14 protein-coding genes are annotated in these 16,731 nt (G+C 61.7%); 2 read left to right on the top strand and 12 right to left on the bottom strand.

Features of this window, described 5'->3' with window-relative positions; genetic code table 11:
• Positions 1 to 18 precede the first annotated feature (18 nt).
• The 10 genes from DET50_RS03230 to DET50_RS03185 all read right to left on the bottom strand — a co-directional run bounded on the left by DET50_RS03230 (position 19) and on the right by DET50_RS03185 (position 12,211).
• Entirely contained in the window at positions 19 to 2,934 is a 2,916-nt protein-coding gene (locus DET50_RS03230; protein WP_147252190.1) for a PD40 domain-containing protein, read from the bottom strand.
• A 66-nt stretch (positions 2,935 to 3,000) separates the two neighbouring features.
• Positions 3,001 to 3,948, bottom strand: coding sequence for an AgmX/PglI C-terminal domain-containing protein (locus tag DET50_RS03225; RefSeq protein WP_113861439.1), 948 nt, complete (start codon positions 3,946 to 3,948; stop codon positions 3,001 to 3,003).
• 13 nt (positions 3,949 to 3,961) lie between these two features.
• Complete coding sequence (locus DET50_RS03220; protein ID WP_220150120.1) at positions 3,962 to 4,471, bottom strand: ExbD/TolR family protein; 510 nt, start codon at positions 4,469 to 4,471, stop codon at positions 3,962 to 3,964.
• Positions 4,468 to 4,998, bottom strand: coding sequence for an ExbD/TolR family protein (locus DET50_RS03215; protein ID WP_092003823.1), 531 nt, complete (start codon positions 4,996 to 4,998; stop codon positions 4,468 to 4,470). Before DET50_RS03215 ends, DET50_RS03220 begins: the two co-directional genes overlap by 4 nt.
• 19 nt (positions 4,999 to 5,017) lie before the next feature.
• A complete protein-coding gene (locus DET50_RS03210) occupies positions 5,018 to 5,683 on the bottom strand; it encodes a MotA/TolQ/ExbB proton channel family protein (RefSeq protein ID WP_113861438.1) in 666 nt (221 codons plus the stop codon).
• 41 nt (positions 5,684 to 5,724) lie between these two features.
• Positions 5,725 to 6,045: a hypothetical protein gene (locus DET50_RS03205; RefSeq protein WP_113861437.1), complete on the bottom strand. Its 321-nt coding sequence runs from the start codon at positions 6,043 to 6,045 to the stop codon at positions 5,725 to 5,727.
• A gap of 26 nt (positions 6,046 to 6,071) precedes the next feature.
• Positions 6,072 to 6,929 carry a tetratricopeptide repeat protein gene (locus tag DET50_RS03200; protein ID WP_181799916.1) on the bottom strand — a complete coding sequence of 286 codons (858 nt, stop codon included), beginning with the start codon at positions 6,927 to 6,929 and terminating at the stop codon, positions 6,072 to 6,074.
• Positions 6,916 to 9,765 (bottom strand): tetratricopeptide repeat protein, encoded by a 2,850-nt coding sequence (locus DET50_RS03195; RefSeq protein ID WP_113861435.1) that lies wholly within the window; start codon positions 9,763 to 9,765, stop codon positions 6,916 to 6,918. The genes DET50_RS03200 and DET50_RS03195 overlap by 14 nt, the downstream gene beginning before the upstream one ends.
• Positions 9,752 to 11,530 carry a tetratricopeptide repeat protein gene (locus DET50_RS03190; RefSeq protein ID WP_113861434.1) on the bottom strand — a complete coding sequence of 593 codons (1,779 nt, stop codon included), beginning with the start codon at positions 11,528 to 11,530 and terminating at the stop codon, positions 9,752 to 9,754. Before DET50_RS03190 ends, DET50_RS03195 begins: the two co-directional genes overlap by 14 nt.
• A gap of 3 nt (positions 11,531 to 11,533) precedes the next feature.
• Positions 11,534 to 12,211: a hypothetical protein gene (locus tag DET50_RS03185; RefSeq protein WP_220150119.1), complete on the bottom strand. Its 678-nt coding sequence runs from the start codon at positions 12,209 to 12,211 to the stop codon at positions 11,534 to 11,536.
• 462 nt (positions 12,212 to 12,673) lie between these two features.
• Between DET50_RS03185 and DET50_RS03180 the strand changes: the two genes are divergently transcribed.
• A complete protein-coding gene (locus DET50_RS03180; protein ID WP_181799915.1) occupies positions 12,674 to 13,402 on the top strand; it encodes an outer membrane beta-barrel protein in 729 nt (242 codons plus the stop codon).
• Positions 13,372 to 14,061, top strand: a complete 690-nt coding sequence (locus tag DET50_RS03175) for an outer membrane beta-barrel domain-containing protein (RefSeq protein WP_113861432.1) — start codon at positions 13,372 to 13,374, stop codon at positions 14,059 to 14,061. The genes DET50_RS03180 and DET50_RS03175 overlap by 31 nt, the downstream gene beginning before the upstream one ends.
• 32 nt (positions 14,062 to 14,093) lie before the next feature.
• On the opposite strand, the gene DET50_RS03170 is transcribed toward DET50_RS03175, so the two are convergent.
• Both DET50_RS03170 and DET50_RS03165 read right to left on the bottom strand, forming a co-directional pair.
• Positions 14,094 to 14,960 (bottom strand): hypothetical protein, encoded by an 867-nt coding sequence (locus DET50_RS03170; RefSeq protein ID WP_113861431.1) that lies wholly within the window; start codon positions 14,958 to 14,960, stop codon positions 14,094 to 14,096.
• A gap of 41 nt (positions 14,961 to 15,001) precedes the next feature.
• Positions 15,002 to 16,672 (bottom strand): acetolactate synthase large subunit, encoded by a 1,671-nt coding sequence (locus tag DET50_RS03165; protein WP_113861430.1) that lies wholly within the window; start codon positions 16,670 to 16,672, stop codon positions 15,002 to 15,004.
• Between the last annotated feature and the right edge of the window lie 59 nt (positions 16,673 to 16,731).

Here is a 16,731-nt window from a genome sequence, read left to right as displayed (position 1 = left end):
TTACGTCTCCTTATTATTTTATTGTGTCGGGAATTCGAATTTGTCCGGGTCGTTGTAAATGTGCGCGCCGGTATCGAGCCACTCGGCAATCAGGCGGAGCTCGGCTTCGGTAAGCATGCCCATGTGGCTCTGCCGGATGGCGTCGGTTTCGGCGGTTTCCACCTCGTACTCGTCGTCATCCGGGTCGTTATCGAACAGGCTGAAGAAACGGGCACTGGCGATGGCGCCACGGCCGCTCATCAGTCGGCGGGCAAAGCACACGCCCGGGTCTGGCAGGACGGTCATATCGCCCTGGACACCATCCGGGCACATGGTGGCAAGCTCCGAATCCGCCACTTCGACCCAGTCACCTCCCTCGCTCTGACGGATGTAGTAATCCGGTTCGAACAGCTCGACATAGGATTCGAGCTGGCGGCCATCCCAGGAGGCATTGCCGGTGCCCAGCAGCAGATCGGTGCTGGCACCGCCACCGCCACCGCCGTCCGGGCAGGTTTTGTTCTCGGCCGCCCGATGGCAGTTCTGGCAGGACGTCAGCTGATCAGTGTTCGGATCGATTCGACAGGCATTCCAGATCGGCTGAATGTGCTCCTGGTAATTGATGGTGGCCTTACAGTCCGCGGTCCAGTTGGTCAGACAGCTGGGGTCAGTCACCGGCTTCGGTGTGCTCAGGCCGCTGTAGCGCACCTCGAAGGCCAATGCCGGATCGGGCGGATTGGTCCAGAAATCCTCGAAGTGCATGGTATCCGCCCAGGTGGCCTGCAGGCCCTGGAGGGAGTCCACCAATGCCTGGGCCATGGTGTCTTTCCACTTCACGGCCCGGATCTGCGGATTGGCATTGGGGAACGGCATGCCGTCGCCTGGTGCACCCGGGTTGGCGGAGGCCAGTTCGACATCGGTGCGGGCGTGGGGAATGTCCACTTCCGGGTCGTGGCAGCCATAGCATTTGAGCTTCTCGCCCTCCTCCAGACGCAGTGGCTGGGGATGCTGCATCAGGTAGTTGTAGTTGTAGTCGGGCGCGGCAATCAGATCCACCCGCTTGCCGTACTTGTTCACCACCTCGAAGCTGAAGCTGGTGTCCGCCGGCACCTTGACCAGAGCGGAGCCGTCCGGCTCGACCATAGCGTAGGACAGCACGTCATAGAGGATCCGGTTACCGGAGCCCACCAGCGGTGTCAGGCCCAGAGGTGGCTGCGGGCCATCGGGCGGATTCAGGGTCTCATCGGTTAGAATCGCCTGTTCCAGCTCGGGGGGGATCTGGCGCACACCGACCACCCGGATAAAGCGCTCAGACCGATCATCCGGGTGGGTCAGGCTCGGATCGCGACGGGTTTCGATACCCCCGTCGTACAGCTCGGCCATGTCGGCACCATCCAGATCGTAGATACTGCGGATCTCGAACAGGGCGGTGTTGTCTTCCAGTTGCAGGTCATGGCGCTCGCCGGTGTAGGGCTCGGCCAGTTCGTTGCGATCGGCAATCACGATGTCGGTGTAGAGCGCCTGCTTGTGGCCCTGCACTACCGGCAACCGGGTGTTCTCGGTGGGGTCCACCATCCAGATGCCGTATCGCGGTTCACCCAGGTCCTCGGTGGTGGCGCTACCCTCACAGGGAGTGCTGGTGGTGCCCTCGGTAGTCAGACACTGGGCCCAGCTTGCCAGCAAGCGGGCAGAGCCATCGTTGTAAGGCGCAACGGCGCTGTACCAGCCATTCGGGGACACCTGGTTGGGGTAGAAGTTGACCAGCCCGGGAGTCATGGATTCCTCGGCTTCGCCGATCACGCTTTCGTCCACCGGCTTGCCGACCGCGAAGAAGTTCTTGCTGTTGATCTTCACCACATCGCCGCCGTAGATCGGGTTGTAGAGGTGGCGCATGGTGGTCAGCAGGTTGCCGTCATCCAGCGGAATCGGGTCCATGTAATGGATGAAGGAAGCGTCGGAGAACTCCTCGCTCAGGCTGCCGAAGTAACGGTGCACGTTACCGCCGGCCGGGGTGATGCGGTACATGCTAAGCACGTCTTCCACGAACACCCGCTCGCCCTCGACTTCACCGGCCAGGGACGCGCTGCACTTGTCCTCTACGGTCCATTCCTTCGGATCCTCAAGACCGGAGGGGAAGCCACCACCATTGCCCTGGCCATACCCGCCGCCGTGGGGGTGCTGGTTGAAGTTGGGGTCGTCGATGTTTTCCAGGGTGCAGTCGGTCAGGGTTTCATAGATGCGACCAAACCGGATGAATACCACGTGCCCGTCATTCATGGTGCTGGGTTCGATATCGTGGAACTCACCGAAGGTGATCTGTACCAGTTCGCTGCCATCCGGTTTGACCGAGTGCAGCAGCGAGGCCGGCTCGTCGAAGTCTTCCAGGTACTCGCGCAGGTCCAGCTTCTGCCAGTCACCCCGGGAATGCTGGCGACTGGAGGAGAAGATGATCCGGCCTTCGTTGGTGTAGGTGGGGTTGGTGTCCTCACCGGCGTTGGCCACCAGATCGTCCTCGAAGATCCGGCGCACCTTACCGGTAGCGAAGCTGTACTCAAAAATGTTCCAGGTGAAGTTGTCCGGGCTGTCCGCCGGGCCATGAGCGGCAAACACCATGCGCTCACCGTCCGGTGAGACATCCAGATCCTTGACGTCATATTCCCCGCCGAAATACCCCGCCAGCACGTGGCGTTCGTCCGAGCTCAGTGCAATCCGGTCACGCACCATCAGCTTTGCCCCGGGTTTGAACGCATAGGGCGCTCGGGGGTCCAGCGGCGGCCGGGCGTTGACCGAGGCGGTCTCGCCCATGTCCGGGTAGTCCCGGACCACATAGGCAAAGGGCTGGTCCGAAAGGATTTCCTCCTGCCCTTCGCTGATCTGTCCCTCAAAACATCCGGTCAGCCCGACCAGTCCGAGGCTGGCCAGGGCCAGGAGGCGCAATCCGCTGCTAAATCCGATCATGATGTCTCTCTCCACCTGCACATCTGTTGCACCGGTACCCGGCGGTGGCCGGGCCCGGCGCCTTCATCAACCAGGCATGAAATCAAACTTGTAATTGACGGGGGTGGCCGCCACGTCTTCCGGGCCAAACGAGATCATCTGGATCCGCGCCAGCAGTTTGAGCTCCAGGCGTTGGTCGCCCAGCTGGCTGTCCACCAGCTCGATGTCGGAGATACTGCCGTCCGGCTCGATCACGATGTGGAAGACGAACTTGCCCTGCAGTCCGGGATCGCTTCGCAATGCCCGGTTGTAGAGCGCGTAGATGGCCCCCTTGTGCTGCTCGAAGACCCGCCGGATGGATTCCATGTCCCTGCCACCGGCCACCGTCGAGCTGCGTGCCCCCCCATTGCCACTGGCACCGCTGCCACCACCACCGGAGCCGTTGCCGATAGGGCTTTCCACCGCGGTGGAACCTTTCCCGGCCAGCTGGGTACCGGAGCCGGTATCGTTCATTACCGAGCTGTTCACCCCACCACTGGTTTTGGTGGCCGAGGTGGCCCCCAATACCGAGCGAGCGGCCTTGGCGGCGGCACCGGTTTTCACGTTGGTGTTCCGGGCCTGGAGTTTGGCGACATCCAGAGAGCTACGCAGGGAAGACAGTTCCTTGGAGAACGCCGCGACGCCCATCTTCGAAACCTTTTCCCGGGCCTTTTTCACTTTCTTGGCCGGTGCCGGCTCGGGTGCCGCTTTCTTGGCCTCGGTGGGCTCGGTTTTCTCTTCCTGCTTCACCGGCTCGGGCGGCGGAGGTGGCGGGGCCACTGTGCGTTGCTCGATCAGGACCTTGGCCAGAGTCGGGGGGATCCGCTCCTTCTCCTCCCGGTCGATTTCCGGCAGCGGGAGCCAGGGAAAAATCACCGCCAGCAGCAGGAGCAGCAGCAACAAACGCTTGAGAATGCGTTTGAAGCGACTGTCTTCGTCGCCACTGGCGTCCCAGGGCAATGAAAAGTCATAAGGTGTTGCGGTCATTGCTGTCATCGATTCCCTCCTGTCATGCGCCGCTGCTGCCGGATACCCGTGAAACGGCCATGGAGAGGTCCCGATAGTCCGCCTTGGCGCAGGTCAGCATCACCCGCTTGAGCAGCGCGTAGGGGATTTCCTGGTCACCGAGGATGGTCACGGCACGCCCCAGGCTCTTCTCCCGTTCGGTCAGTTCCGTGCGCTTGCTGGCCTGGAACGTGAGCTCTTCCATCAGGCCATCAATCAGGCCATCGGAGGCAATCACCTCATCCAGGGTTGCCACCGGGCGGCCATCCACGAGGATGTCGTCCTCGGTGATCGTCACCACGGTGGTCTCCTTGGGGCGTTCCTCGGCGGTGGAGTCCGGCAGGGAAACGTCGTTGACCTTGATCAGCTGATTGGCACCGGAGTTCAACAGCAGGAAGAACACCAGGATGGTGAAGATATCCATGAGCGAGACCAGGTTGAGCTTGGCCGGCTTCATGAAGGTCTTGACGCTGCTCTGGAGGCCGAAGGACGTGACCTTGTCGTTCGCGTTCATGACTTACCTCCCTTCTTCGGCGCGTCCCCCAGGGAGATCTCCGGGAACAGCTCGACATCCACCGCATCAGTTACCACGACGGTCTTCGCGACCCGAAGGGTATCCATGGTGGACACCAGGGACTGGTAGGTAACGCCCGGCTCGGACAGCAGCAGGGCATCGTTCTTGGCGATGTTCTTCGCCGCCAGCCGGCGTTTGATCTCCTGCAGCACCTCGGAGAGGGTGCGGAAATCGTGGCGGGCTTCCTCGCCCTCGGCCTCAGGCTCAATCTTGTCGATGGTCTTGACCAGGTTACCGCTGGGGTAATACACCTCGATACCGGACTGCCGCACCACCACTTCCAGCTGTCGGTTCTCCTCGGCACTGGCGGTCTGGGCACCGGTCAGGTCGGGCAGATTGAGCTCCAGAATCGAGATATGGTTGAACACCATACTCATCAGCAGTACCGGCACCAGCACGATCATGAGGTTCATGAACGCCGTGATGTCGATATCCGCCTCTTCCTGTTCTCTGCGTTTTGTAAACATAAGGAATTACCCGCTGTGATCAGGCGTCGGACTCACGCGTGTTAACAGCGCGACGGTTGCTGCGAACGATGGTGTTCAGGGCCTTTACGCCGGCCATTTCGATGCTCTCGACGATTTCCAGAGTCTTGTTCTGCAGCAGGGAATGGATGAGCAGCAGCGGGATCGCCGCGATCAGGCCGAAGGCGGTGGTGTTCATGGCCACCGAGATGGACTGGGACAGCAGCGTGGCCTTGTCCGCCGGATCGGCGTTGGCAACGGCGGTGAAGGCGGCAATCAGACCGATGATGGTACCGAGCAGCCCCAGTAGCGTAGAGACGTTGGCCAGGATGGACAGGTAGTTGGTGCGCTTGGACAGGCGCGGAATGCTCTCCATCACGCCTTCCTGCATGGCGGCGTGGATGTCATCCCGGCGCGGGGAGGCACGCATGGTGTCGAGACCCACGGAAATCAGACGGGAGATCGCGGAGTTGCCGGACTGGGCCGCCCGCTCTGCCTGATCGAATTTGTTTTCATTCATCAGCGGCAACAGTTCGCTGTAGGCGGCCCGGTTGGATTGGTATGCCCGCTTGAGGAAGACCCAGCGCTCAACCGCAATGGCCAGGCCGACAAACAGCACCAGGGCGATGGGGAACATGAAAGCGCCGCCTTCCTGGAAGAATGAAACAATGCTTGTGTAAACGTTCATGGCAGGTCTCCAGACTTTTCTTTTCGTTCGGTTGCAGATTTTCAGTTAGTGCTTTGCCCAGAGGGCCCGTTCGGGGCCTCCAGGGAAAGTTCGTCGTAGAAGCGCATGGTCCGGGCGTGTATGTCCCGATCCACCACTTCGAATACCCGGCCGGACACAGACGTGATCGAGCGGTACAGGTTGTCCGGCCCCTCTGGTGGCTTCCAGGGGATGAAGTAACTCACCGACGGCTGTTCCTGGTCTCCGACAAAGGTACTCTCCAGATCGATGGACTCCTGGGCGCTGGCCGGAGCCGCAATCGCCCCACCCAGACACAGGGTCGCCGCAACGAGCCAGCCGGCCCCTGGATTCAGCATTCCCATGGCACTCTCCTAGTCTTGTTCTTCGCCTAGCCTTGTTCTTCGGTTTCCGGGGAGCCCCCGCCGGTGGCATCCGCTGAGACCGCCTCGCCTTCAGCGCCCTGTTCGGCAGGCACCTCCGGCTCCGGGGGTGGGTTATCAATAAAACTGGTTTCAATACCGGTGCGGCGGCGGATCTCGATGAGCCAGTCCGCCACTTTCGGGTCCGAGCCGCCGGTCAGGAAGTCGTAGGCTTCGTAATGGGGCTGGGCCTCCTCCGGCCGGTTCATGTACAGGTCATAGAGGATGGCCAGGTTCAGGTGCGCCTCGGGAAAGTCGTTCCAGGTTTCCAGGGCCGCCAGGTACGCGTCCCGCGCCCTGGCAAATTCACCCTGGCGCCGCTCGAACACCGCCTGGCTTAGATAGGCGTTGACGTTGGCCGGGTTCACCTCCAGCGCCTTCTGGTAGTACTCCCGGGCCTTTTCGGGCTTCTCCCGCTGTTCCGCGAGCTCGGCCAGCCTCACCCAGGGGCCGGAAAGCTCCGGGAAGTCCTTGGTCATGGCCCAGAACCCTTTGCGGGCCATGCGCAGATCTCCGTCTTTCATCAGGGCCATGGCATCGGCAAAAGCAGCCCTGGCCGCCGGCGGGACGGGCGCCGGCTGCTGGGTGTACGGGTTCGGTGCCGGCACATAGGGAATTTTCTTGCCCTCGGCATCGTAGGCCTGTTGCGGCAGGAACACGCCGCCGCCGCTCTCGGCCGGATCGGCTTGCGGTTCTTCCTGGGCGGGCCCGGATTCAACCATTTTCGGCCCGGATTCGGTCTGCTTGACCGGCAGGACTCCGGCGCAACCGGAGAGCAGGGTCAGCACCAGCAACGCGGCCGGGGTGGATGCCTTAACGGATGCCATCGCCATACGCCACCTTTACTTCCTGTTTGTCGAACCGGGCGGGGTTGAGCTTGGCCATCGCCTCGAAACTCCGCTCGATCCAGGGATTGAATGTGCCGCTCCAGGAGCGCTCGATGTTGGCCTGGTGCACCTCGATGGCCAGGTCCTCAAACGGAATGGCCTGTTCTTCCAGCACCAGCTCGTATTGCATGGCTTCCAGCTGGCTCAGTCCGCTGGGCCGCGGCGCGTCCATCAGCTCCCGGGCAAACTGGCCGTAGAGATCGGCAATGTTGAACGTGGCCCGGGTGGTCTGGTCGAGCACCCCGTAGTCGGCCGCCTGCTGGTAACGGTCCAGGGCGTTCTTGAGCTTCTCGTTCTTGCGTGGAATGCTCTTGTTGAGCGGGTGCTTCAGGCGCACGCGATCAAACTCGATGCGCCAATAGTCGCCGTACTTGTTGTTGGCCCAGGCCGCCAGCCAGGCAGAGCGGTCCGACTGCCAGTTCTCCGGAGCCTTGTTGTGGCCGTCGATGACCCGGCGCAACCAGTACAGGTGGCGGTGGTAGTCGTCCCGGCGCTCGTACAGGTAGGCGACGTGGTAACGGGCTTCCATCCGCGTATCGAAAGGTTCCTCGTAGTCGAAGGCCCACTTTTTGAAGTACTCCAGGGCCTGGTCCTCGTTGCCGGCTTTCTCATACAGCTCCGCCGCCAGGAACAGGGCATCCCGGCGTACGTCGGCGCGGTCGTCGGCCCGGTAGATCTGTTCGTACTCGCTGGCGGCCATCTGCCACTGCTCGTCCTGCTCGTAGGTCCAGGCGATCTTCTGGTCCAGGTCCTTCGCCAGCTTGTGGTTCGGGAACAGTCGGCGCAGTTCGAGCATTTCCGTCAGGGCCGGCTCCCACTCCTCGAGGGTCAGCAGGTGGGTGGCGGCGTCAAACTGAGCCACCACGCGGACGTCGGTCTTCGGAGCCACCGCCTTGATACGCAGGAAGTGGTCGATGGCACCTTCCAGGTCCTTGGCGGCCAGGGCCTGTTCACCCTGCTTGTAAATGGTGACCGCCATGCGCTCGGTAACCGCCTTGAACTCGGGGTCGTCCAGGTCGATGAAACGCAGCTGGTTGCGGTAGCCTGCCTCGGCCGCGGTAAAATCTGCCAGCTCGTACTGACTGTGGGCGATGACACCCCAGGCGGTGCGGTTGAGCTCGCGATCCACCTCACCGGCCTTGCTGACGATGCTGGTGGCCACTTCCAGGGCTTTTTCATAACGGCCCAGGGCGAACAGCTCTTCCGAGGTCTTGGCCAGCACGGCACCGGAGCGTTCGTCATCCCGGAAGGTCTGCACGAATCGCAGCTGGCTCTCCACGCCCTTGCTGCGCCAGTCACGGAGCCGCTCGCTGTCCTTACCCGCCTGGGCGATCAAACGCTCGGCCTCTTTCTGGTAGGCGATGATGGCGGCATAGCCGGCATCGGCACCGAATTCGGAGTTGCCGAACTCGTAGGCAGTGCGCTCGTAGTGGGTGATGGCGGTGGGGTAATCGCCACCATCGAAGGCGGCTTCGGCGCGCATGTAGACCATTTCCGGGACCTTCGGGTCGTTCGGGAAGGTCTGCTCAAACTCGCCGTAGAACTGGGCGGCTTTCAGGAAGCTGGTCTGGCGAGTGGCTTCGGTGGCAGCCACGGCAGACGCCTTGATCGCGCCATCCGCCAGTTCCCGGGTCAGGCGCTGGCCGGTGGCGTGGTAGTGCCGGGCCAGTTCGTCGATGAAGGTCTTCAGGTTGGGAATGACCTTGGCTTTCACCTCCGCCGGTTTGGTCTTCCAGAACTCGGAATGAACGCCGTAGTTGCGCACGTAGTTCTCTTTCTCCGGCAGCACCTGCTGGGAGAACTCGCCATCGACATAGGCACGGATCATCTCGGCGTGCATCTCCGGTGCCCGCTCGGAGTCCGGGTTCTGCACCACGAAGGCCCGGAACGAGGACGCGGAATCCTCATACCGTTCCTTCTCCAGGTAGTGCTGGCCGAGGCTGGAATAGAGAATCCAGGTGTACTTCTTCGCCTCCGGCCGGTTGGCGAACATGCTGTCGATCTTCGAGGAGCCGCCGGCATAGGCCAGCCCCACACTCATGATGCGCAGGGTGTCGTCCACCAGGGAGCGATTGACCTTGTCCAGCTTCTCGATCTTGCCGTCCTCCGGCACCAGCCGGTCGAGGACGCGGGAGAAGGACATCAGGCTCCGGTCGTAATCGGACAGCTTGTACTGGGACCAGCCAAGCAGATACCAGGAGTTGTTCAGGAACGCGGATTCCTGGCCGATGGCCACCACCGAACGGTAGGCCTGTTCGGCCTGCTCGTATTCCTCGTGCCGGAAGTGGATATCGCCCTTGCGGAAATACACCTCCGCCAGCCGATGTGAGTGCGGATGCTCGGTGATGAACTCTTCCAGCACGGCCTTGGCTTCCTGGTCGCGGCCATCCAGATCGTAAGCCTTGGCCAGCTGGTACATGGCCTCGGCATTGCGCTCGGAATCCGGGTACTTGTTGAGCAGCTGGTGATAGGCGGTGATCGCTTCCGGAAAGTAGCCATCCTCGCCCGGCATCACGCCGCGCAGCTGATCGTAATCCCCCTCCAGCATGTACACGCTGGCAATCCGGCGCTCGATCTGCTCGTACAGCCGCCGGTCCTCGATGGTTTCCAGCAGTTCCCGGTATTCCCGGCGCACGTCTTCGTGCATCACCCTCGGCAGGGGCACATCCTCCAGTGGCTTTTGTTCCTTCTGGAGACTGGCAATGGTCGAGGGATTCTGGAAGGTGCCACAGCCGCTGACCATGACCGCCAGCATGAGGAGACTAGATCGTTTCATCGCCGCTTCCCTCCTCTGGAGACGGTTGGCTTTGCGCCTGTTCGGGAGCTGGATCGACAGGCACCTCCTCGTCCGGATTCAGTGTCTGCAGGGACCGGTCCAGAATGCGCACCTTGGCCAGCTGGGCTTCCACCTGGTACTGCCTGAGCCGCTGCTCGTGGATGTCCAGTTCGGTGGTAACCAGCGCCAGCATCACGTCTTCCAGGCGAACGATCAGACCCTCGGTCTGGACCAGCCGGGCGTCCACCTCGGCCATCATGCGAGTGACCGACCGCTCGAAATAGCTGTTGTCCGAGAGCGCCTTGCTGCCCTGGAGCGCGGCCAGCGCGCTTTCAGCCCGGGTGATTTCGAAGGAGAGGTCCTCCAGCAGCCACTCGATGGACTCTCGCTTGTCTTTCGGCAAACTGGCCAGGCGGGCCTTCAAGGCCTCGCGGCGATCCCGGGCATCGGCCAGGGAACGGGAGATCAGGCGTACCCGGTCGCCGTGGCTCGGGCCACCGGCACTGCCGGCGCGGGCGGTCAGGATGGTGTCAAAGTCGGATCGGCGGTCTTTCCAGCGCTCGAGGTTGTTGCGAATGGTGTACAGATCCCGCAGATCCTTCAGTACCGACTGGAAACTGTGGTCCGACATCAGTTCCACCAGGAACGGCGAGAGGCGGTTCACCGCTACGGCCGGCGCCTTGCCAAACCAGTCACTCTCGTCCAGCACGTCATCGAGGTTGCGGACAAAAAGTTCCAGCACATCGGCGTCCTGCAGGCCCTCCCGAGCCGTTTGCAGGTCCCTCAGGGTGGTCCGGAACTGCCGGTCCGCGGCAATAAATCCCTTGGCGGCGCGACCTTCGAGGCCCATGCGCTCGTAGACATGGGGGCGCAGTAGGATGGCTTCCTGCACTTCCGGCAGCGCCAGGGAGCGGGCAGTCAGCACGTCCAGCGGGGCCAGGGCCCGTCGGAATTCACCGGCATTGATGGCCATCCAGCTCGCGCCCAGCAGGCCCCGGTTGGAGTAGGCACCGGTGGTGTTGATGCTGGCCAGCTGCAATCCTGCGTTCAGGCTGTCCTCGTGACTGGCGTAGACATGGGCCAGGGCCATGCGTGCGCGATCCGCCAGGCGCTGCAGTTCGGCAGACCCGTCGTTAAGCTCCAGGACCCGGTTCAGGGCACCGATGGCGTCGCTGGTGCGGCCCTGACCTTCCAGGGCAATGGCGAGGTTGAAGTAGAAGTAGGGCGCGTAGGGGCTGTCCTCACTGATGGTGTCGGCCACCGTCTTGCTGTCGTCCAGATAGCCCAGCTTCACGTTGACCAGCGCGGCCAGGTAGCGGTACTCGGCATCGACGCTATCGGGCAGCTCACCACGGATCTGGTTCAAGTTGCGGGCAGCGGTGTCGGCCTCACCGCGCAGATACTGCATCTTGCCCAGGTAGAACCGGGCCCGGTTGCGCACCGGCTCGCTGAGGTTACTCTCCGCGAGGCGGTCAAAGATAGATTCGGCCTGCCCATCCAGACCGTAGGACAGGCTGACACCGCCCTTGAGCAGCTCCGGGTAGGTACCATGGTTGGCGATGCCACCATGCTCCTCGGCCCAGGCATACTCGACCAGGGTTTCAAAATAGTTCTGCTGGTAGTACTGGAACAGGACCGCGCCGTACTTGAGATCCCGGGCTTCCGTTTCGGACGCCGACACCATCGCTGCCGACGGTAAAGCGAGCATCAGTGCCGCTACCGTCCGGAGGGATTTTGCCTGCTGAAGTGCGCGCCGGAGAATCATGGCTTACCACTCCCGGACCATGAATTCGGGCTGCTGACGGGCTTCGGAGTCAGCCACGGCCAGCTCGACGAACTTGGGGCCCTGCTCCTTGGTGAACCTCAGGCTGCTGCCACGCTTGTACTCGCGGCCATTGGGCCCCTGGCCGACGAAAAACGCGGACAGGGTGTGCTGACCCGGGCTCAGATTGCCCAGGTACAGCTGGTGCTTGCCGCCCTTCGCCAGGGCCTGGCGTTCTTCGGCGCTGTACAGGTAGGTGGACACCACGCGGTTATCCAGGCGCAGCTCGACCCCTTCGAGGCGGAAATACTCACCGACATTCAGGGAAACGAAAACGTGGAACCGGGTATTGGCCGGGAACAGCAGATCTTCCTCGAGCACGCGAAGATCCTTGTTCAGGGTGACCACGGTCTGTTTGAGATCCTGGATATCCCGGGACAATTCGTTCACCGCCCGCTGCGCCCGCTCCCGGCTTTCCCGGACGGACAGCGGAGTCTCGATGATGCGATCCAGGGCCACGCCCGCTGCAGATTCTCCGGATTCCTCCTGGCCTCCGCTTGCCGGCTCGGCGGCATAGACCGGCCCGGCCGCAAGGGCCAGGCACAACACCACCAGAATCCCAAGACGGCTCCACAACACGGTGCCGGCAGCACCACTCAGTCCATTTTTAAATTGAAAAGCCACCATCCTGCTCCTGCGCCGGCTTGCCTGGGGCGTACACCGACAACGCTTAATGAACATTCAGGGGACTGACTTTCAGGTTGCCCGACTTTGCTTCCGAAGGCTCTTTTTCGCGGCCTCTTTCTTTTGGAGCAGTCAGGTTCTTTTCGGGAATGCTTCAATCGTCAAATTGTGTGAAATACGCTAGCACAGGTTCCCGAAATAAAAACGAATGATTTGACTTCTGATTTTGTTTCTGTGGAGGCCATCTCAAAAAACCGAAGTGACAGTTGCCCAACGCCGGAATGGCGGCCAAAGTTCCCCGCAATTCAAAATTTTTTTGTTTAAAAACATTTATTTACATTGTTTAACGTATTTTTACATTTAACGCGGGTGGTCAATCTGGTGATCAGGATGACGTGCAGAACCACATCTCGATTGCGCCGGTCTTGCCGGGGCGATTTCAGAAACCGGTGGGTACCGGCATTGTCCACGGCGCTGTTGCTGACCGCCGGAATCCCCCCCGGGGTATCACAGGCTGCGGATCCCGCCCCTGTCCTGGAGGTGGCGGATCCCTTTATCGAGCTGCACACGGCACCCGGCCGGGGCTATCCGGTTTTTCATGTGATTGAAAAGGGCGAACAGGTCGAGCTCCTGAAACGGAAAACCAACTGGTACAAGGTGAAAGCCGTTTCCGGCGAAACCGGCTGGACCAAGGCCACGCAGCTCGGTCGCACGCTGCAACCGACGGGCCTTCCCGCGGATCTGCCCGAGATCACCCACGGCCAGTACCTGGAATCGAGCTGGCGGGTTGGCTTTACCGCCGGCATATTTGAGGAGTCCCCGAGTTTCAGCCTGACCGCCGGCTATCGGCCCCTGACCTGGCTGGGCGCCGAACTGGAGGCGGGCAAAATCTATAACCAGTCCGTAACCAGCGACTACTACGGCGCCAATCTGGTGATTGAGCCCCTGCACCAGTGGTCCCTCACCCCCTATGCCCTCGCCGGCTACAGCCAGTTCTCCTTTGATGCCCGACAGAAAGTACTGCTGAGCGAGCTCGGCGATGCCGATGGCGTCACCTTTGGCGGCGGACTGGGTTACTACATTGGCAGGAATTTCCTGATTCGGGCCGAGTACCGGGTGTACTCGGTGTCGTCCAATTCTGACAGCACAGGTCTAAGCGAATGGAAAATCGGTCTCAACACCTTCTTTTGAGTACCCGCACGCCGCGGGTTATCAGTACTGCGCTGTTAACCGGGCTGCTGTGCCTGTCGCCGATGGGGCCGGCGCAGGCGCAGGAGGGAGGCTCGGCGCCGGTGCAGGTCATCGAGCCTGACATCGAGCCCAGGAGCATCAGCGAAGCGGATATCGATGCGGAGTTTTTCGAGGTTGGCGCCTTTGCCGGGATGCTGACGATCGATAACTTCAGCAGCGAACCACTTGTTGGCGTCAGCGCTGCATTCCACGCCACCGAGGATTTCTTTCTGCAGTTCAACTACGGCATGAGTGAAGCCGGCCTCACCTCCTTCGAGGAACTCAGTGGTGCCAACGTCCGCCTGCTGACAGACGAGGATCGGGACTACAGCTACTACGATTTCCTGGTGGGCTACAACATCTTTCCCGGGGAGATCTTCTTCAGCGATTCACTGACCTTCAACTCGGCGTTCTACCTGGTCGGTGGCGTCGGCAACACCGAGTTCGGTGGCGAAAGCAATTTCACCACCACCGTCGGGACCGGGTTCCGCATCGTGCTGCTGGACTGGCTGACGGTACACGTCGACTTCCGTGACCACATGTTCGACAGCGACCTGATCCGGGAATCCCAGCTGACCCACAACATCGAGCTTTCTTCAGGCATCACCCTGTTCTTCTGATCCCCGGCCAGCCCGGATCGCAGGGCCAGCACTCAGCCCTGGCCCAGGTCCTCGAAAAAGGCCCTGGTATCGGCGCGGATTTCGTCGAGCCGGGCCTCCCAATGATCCCGGTACTGCGCCCAGGTCTCACTGCTCAGACGGGACAGGTTCTCTCCCGCCTCGGCCACTGCCCGGGTTGCCTCGGCCAGATGCTCTGCCGTCGGCTCATCCAGAGCCTCAGCTTTCTGATCCAGATCCCGTGAGGCCTGCTCCAGGATCACCCGGTCTTCCTGGGGCGCCTGGTCGTTATCCTCGAGGGATTCGTTCAGGGATTCTTCCAGGTCTTTCATCGCCTCCTGGAGTGCCTCGGCGAAGTCTTCCATGGCGCTCTCTGCCCGGAGCCGGAGCTCGTCGGAATAAGCTTCCAAGTCCCGGGAAAGCTCGTTCATGCGGGCTTCAAGGTCTTCGGAAGATTCGGAGAAGCTGGCGGAGAGTTTCTCGCCCAGGCTGTTGAGCTGGCCCATCAGGCCACTGAACGGGGAAGGATTGAGAATGGCATCGCCGGTGCGCTGGTAATCCACCAGCCATCCCTCGGCGGTGGACACCAGGTAGGTTTCCAGTTCCAGCCGTTCGCCTTCGGTGCCTTCCTCTGTGGGCAGGCGGGTTACGATGGTGGCTTCCCGCTCCTCGATCACCACCCGGCCGAAGGAGGGAACCGCGTTGGTCCAGTCCCGCTTGTAGGCGTCAAACTGCTTTTCATCCGTCAAGGTGGACAACGCCACCACATCACCGGCGTCGTTTTCGGCCATGGCTTGCCAGAAGGCGGCCGCCACTTCCTGGGGAGTTTCAGGCTTGCTGCAACCGGCCAGCAGCAAAAGACCGGCGATCACCGCCAGCCATGGGAATCGGGAGAACATCATTGCGTACATCCTTCGGTTAAATCGATCGCAATGATACAACGCTAAAGCCTGCTGGTCAGTTCCGCCAGTTCCTCGTCAAACACCCGACGGTTTTCGCTGTAATCCACGGGCACATCCACCAGGTGAACCCCGCCGGCGGCCAACGCGCGATCCAGGGTCGGACGAAGGTCCTCGGTGCGCGAAACCCGGTGACCGGTGGCGCCGTAGGATTCGGCGTATTTCACGAAGTCCGGATTGCGGTAATCCAGCCCGAAATCCGCCAGGCCTTCCTGGGCCTGCTTCCACTTGATCATGCCGTAGGCGCTGTCATTGATGATCAGCACCACCAGGTTGAGGTCCAGCCGCACCGCCGTCTCCAGCTCCTGGCTGTTCATCATGAAGCCGCCATCGCCGCAGATGGCCATCACCTTCAGGTCCTGGTACAGCATGGACGCCATCATGGCGCTGGGCAGTCCGGCGCCCATGGAAGCCAGTGCGTTGTCCAGCAGCACAGTGTTGTTGTCGTAGGCCGGATAGTTACGGGCGAACCAGAGCTTGTACATGCCGTTGTCCAGGGCAATGATGCCATCCTCCGGCATCACCGCCCGCACGTCGTGGACAATGCGCTGGGGAATCACCGGGAAGCGATCATCCTCGGCCTTGTCCCGGAGGTGCCGGTCGACGGCGGCCTTCACTTCCATGAACCGGGTGAAGTCGTGGTTGTGGCAGATGCCACAGTTCTCCGCCATGTACTCGACACTGTTGGCGATGTCACCGACCACCTCGTGCTGGGGGAAGTACACCGGGTCCACGTCGGCCCCGGAGAAGTTCACGTGGATGACCTTCTTGCCACCCGGCTGCATGAAGAACGGCGGCTTCTCCACCACATCATGACCGACATTGATCACCAGGTCGGCGTGGTCGATGGCCCGGTGCACGAAGTCTCCGGCTGAGAGGGCGGCGTTGCCGAGGTAACGGGGGTGGCGCTCGTCGACCACGCCCTTGCCCATCTGGGTGGTAAAGAACGGGATGTTAGTGGTGTTCACCAGGTGAATCAGTGCCTGGGAGACCCGCTTCCGGTTGGCACCGGCCCCGATCATGATCAGGGGATGCTTTGCCTCACGAAGCATGTCGCAGGCAATCTCCAGGCTCTTCTGGCTGGCCGAGGGGCGCCGGGCATCGCTGGGTGCGAAGATATGGGTGTCCGGTGCCGGCCCTTCGGCGGCGATGTCCTCCGGCAGTTCCAGGTGCACCGCACCGGGGCGCTCCTCCGAGGCCAACCGGAACGCTTCCCGGACCTTGGCCGGAATGGTATTGGCATTGGAGATCTGGCGGGTGTACTTGGTGAGCGGGCGCATCAGGTCCACCACGTCGAGGATCTGGAACAGCCCCTGCTTGGAGGATTTGATCGGCTTCTGCCCGGAAATCATCATCATGGGCATGCCACCGAGCTGGGCGTAAGCGGCCGCGGTGACCAGGTTGGTAGCACCCGGCCCCAGGGTGGACAGGCAGACCCCGACCCGCCCGGTCAGGCGACCATAGGTGGCCGCCATGAAACCCGCCGCCTGTTCATGGCGGTTGAGGATCAACTGGATATCGCTCTCCCGGAGCGCCTCCAGCAGATCCAGGTTCTCCTCGCCCGGTACTGCGAAGATGTACTTTACGCCCTCGTTCTCGAGGGCCCGGACGAACAGTTCCGCCCCGTTATGCGGCGTGGCTTGCGCGTTGGTCATACTCTGCTTCCCCGTCAGGCCGATTTGCCTCCGAGCATAGCATTCTTTCGGACACAGCC

It is taken from the genome of Marinobacter pelagius, from assembly GCF_003315345.1.
GTDB classification, from domain to species: domain Bacteria; phylum Pseudomonadota; class Gammaproteobacteria; order Pseudomonadales; family Oleiphilaceae; genus Marinobacter; species Marinobacter pelagius_A.
The sequence above is the reverse complement of the archived record's forward strand: the minus strand, read 5'-3'. Positions and strand labels throughout refer to the sequence as shown.

Coding starts and splice junctions, on each gene's coding strand:
- DET50_RS03190 (WP_113861434.1), bottom strand. CDS start 11,530: ATGATTCTCCGGCGCGCACTTCAGCAGGCAAAATCCCTCCGGACGGTA.
- DET50_RS03195 (WP_113861435.1), bottom strand. CDS start 9,765: ATGAAACGATCTAGTCTCCTCATGCTGGCGGTCATGGTCAGCGGCTGT.
- DET50_RS03200 (WP_181799916.1), bottom strand. CDS start 6,929: ATGGCATCCGTTAAGGCATCCACCCCGGCCGCGTTGCTGGTGCTGACC.
- DET50_RS03220 (WP_220150120.1), bottom strand. CDS start 4,471: ATGAACGCGAACGACAAGGTCACGTCCTTCGGCCTCCAGAGCAGCGTC.
- DET50_RS03210 (WP_113861438.1), bottom strand. CDS start 5,683: ATGAACGTTTACACAAGCATTGTTTCATTCTTCCAGGAAGGCGGCGCT.
- DET50_RS03165 (WP_113861430.1), bottom strand. CDS start 16,672: ATGACCAACGCGCAAGCCACGCCGCATAACGGGGCGGAACTGTTCGTC.
- DET50_RS03175 (WP_113861432.1), top strand. CDS start 13,372: ATGGAAAATCGGTCTCAACACCTTCTTTTGAGTACCCGCACGCCGCGG.
- DET50_RS03225 (WP_113861439.1), bottom strand. CDS start 3,948: ATGACAGCAATGACCGCAACACCTTATGACTTTTCATTGCCCTGGGAC.
- DET50_RS03205 (WP_113861437.1), bottom strand. CDS start 6,045: ATGGGAATGCTGAATCCAGGGGCCGGCTGGCTCGTTGCGGCGACCCTG.
- DET50_RS03230 (WP_147252190.1), bottom strand. CDS start 2,934: ATGATCGGATTTAGCAGCGGATTGCGCCTCCTGGCCCTGGCCAGCCTC.
- DET50_RS03170 (WP_113861431.1), bottom strand. CDS start 14,960: ATGATGTTCTCCCGATTCCCATGGCTGGCGGTGATCGCCGGTCTTTTG.
- DET50_RS03215 (WP_092003823.1), bottom strand. CDS start 4,998: ATGTTTACAAAACGCAGAGAACAGGAAGAGGCGGATATCGACATCACG.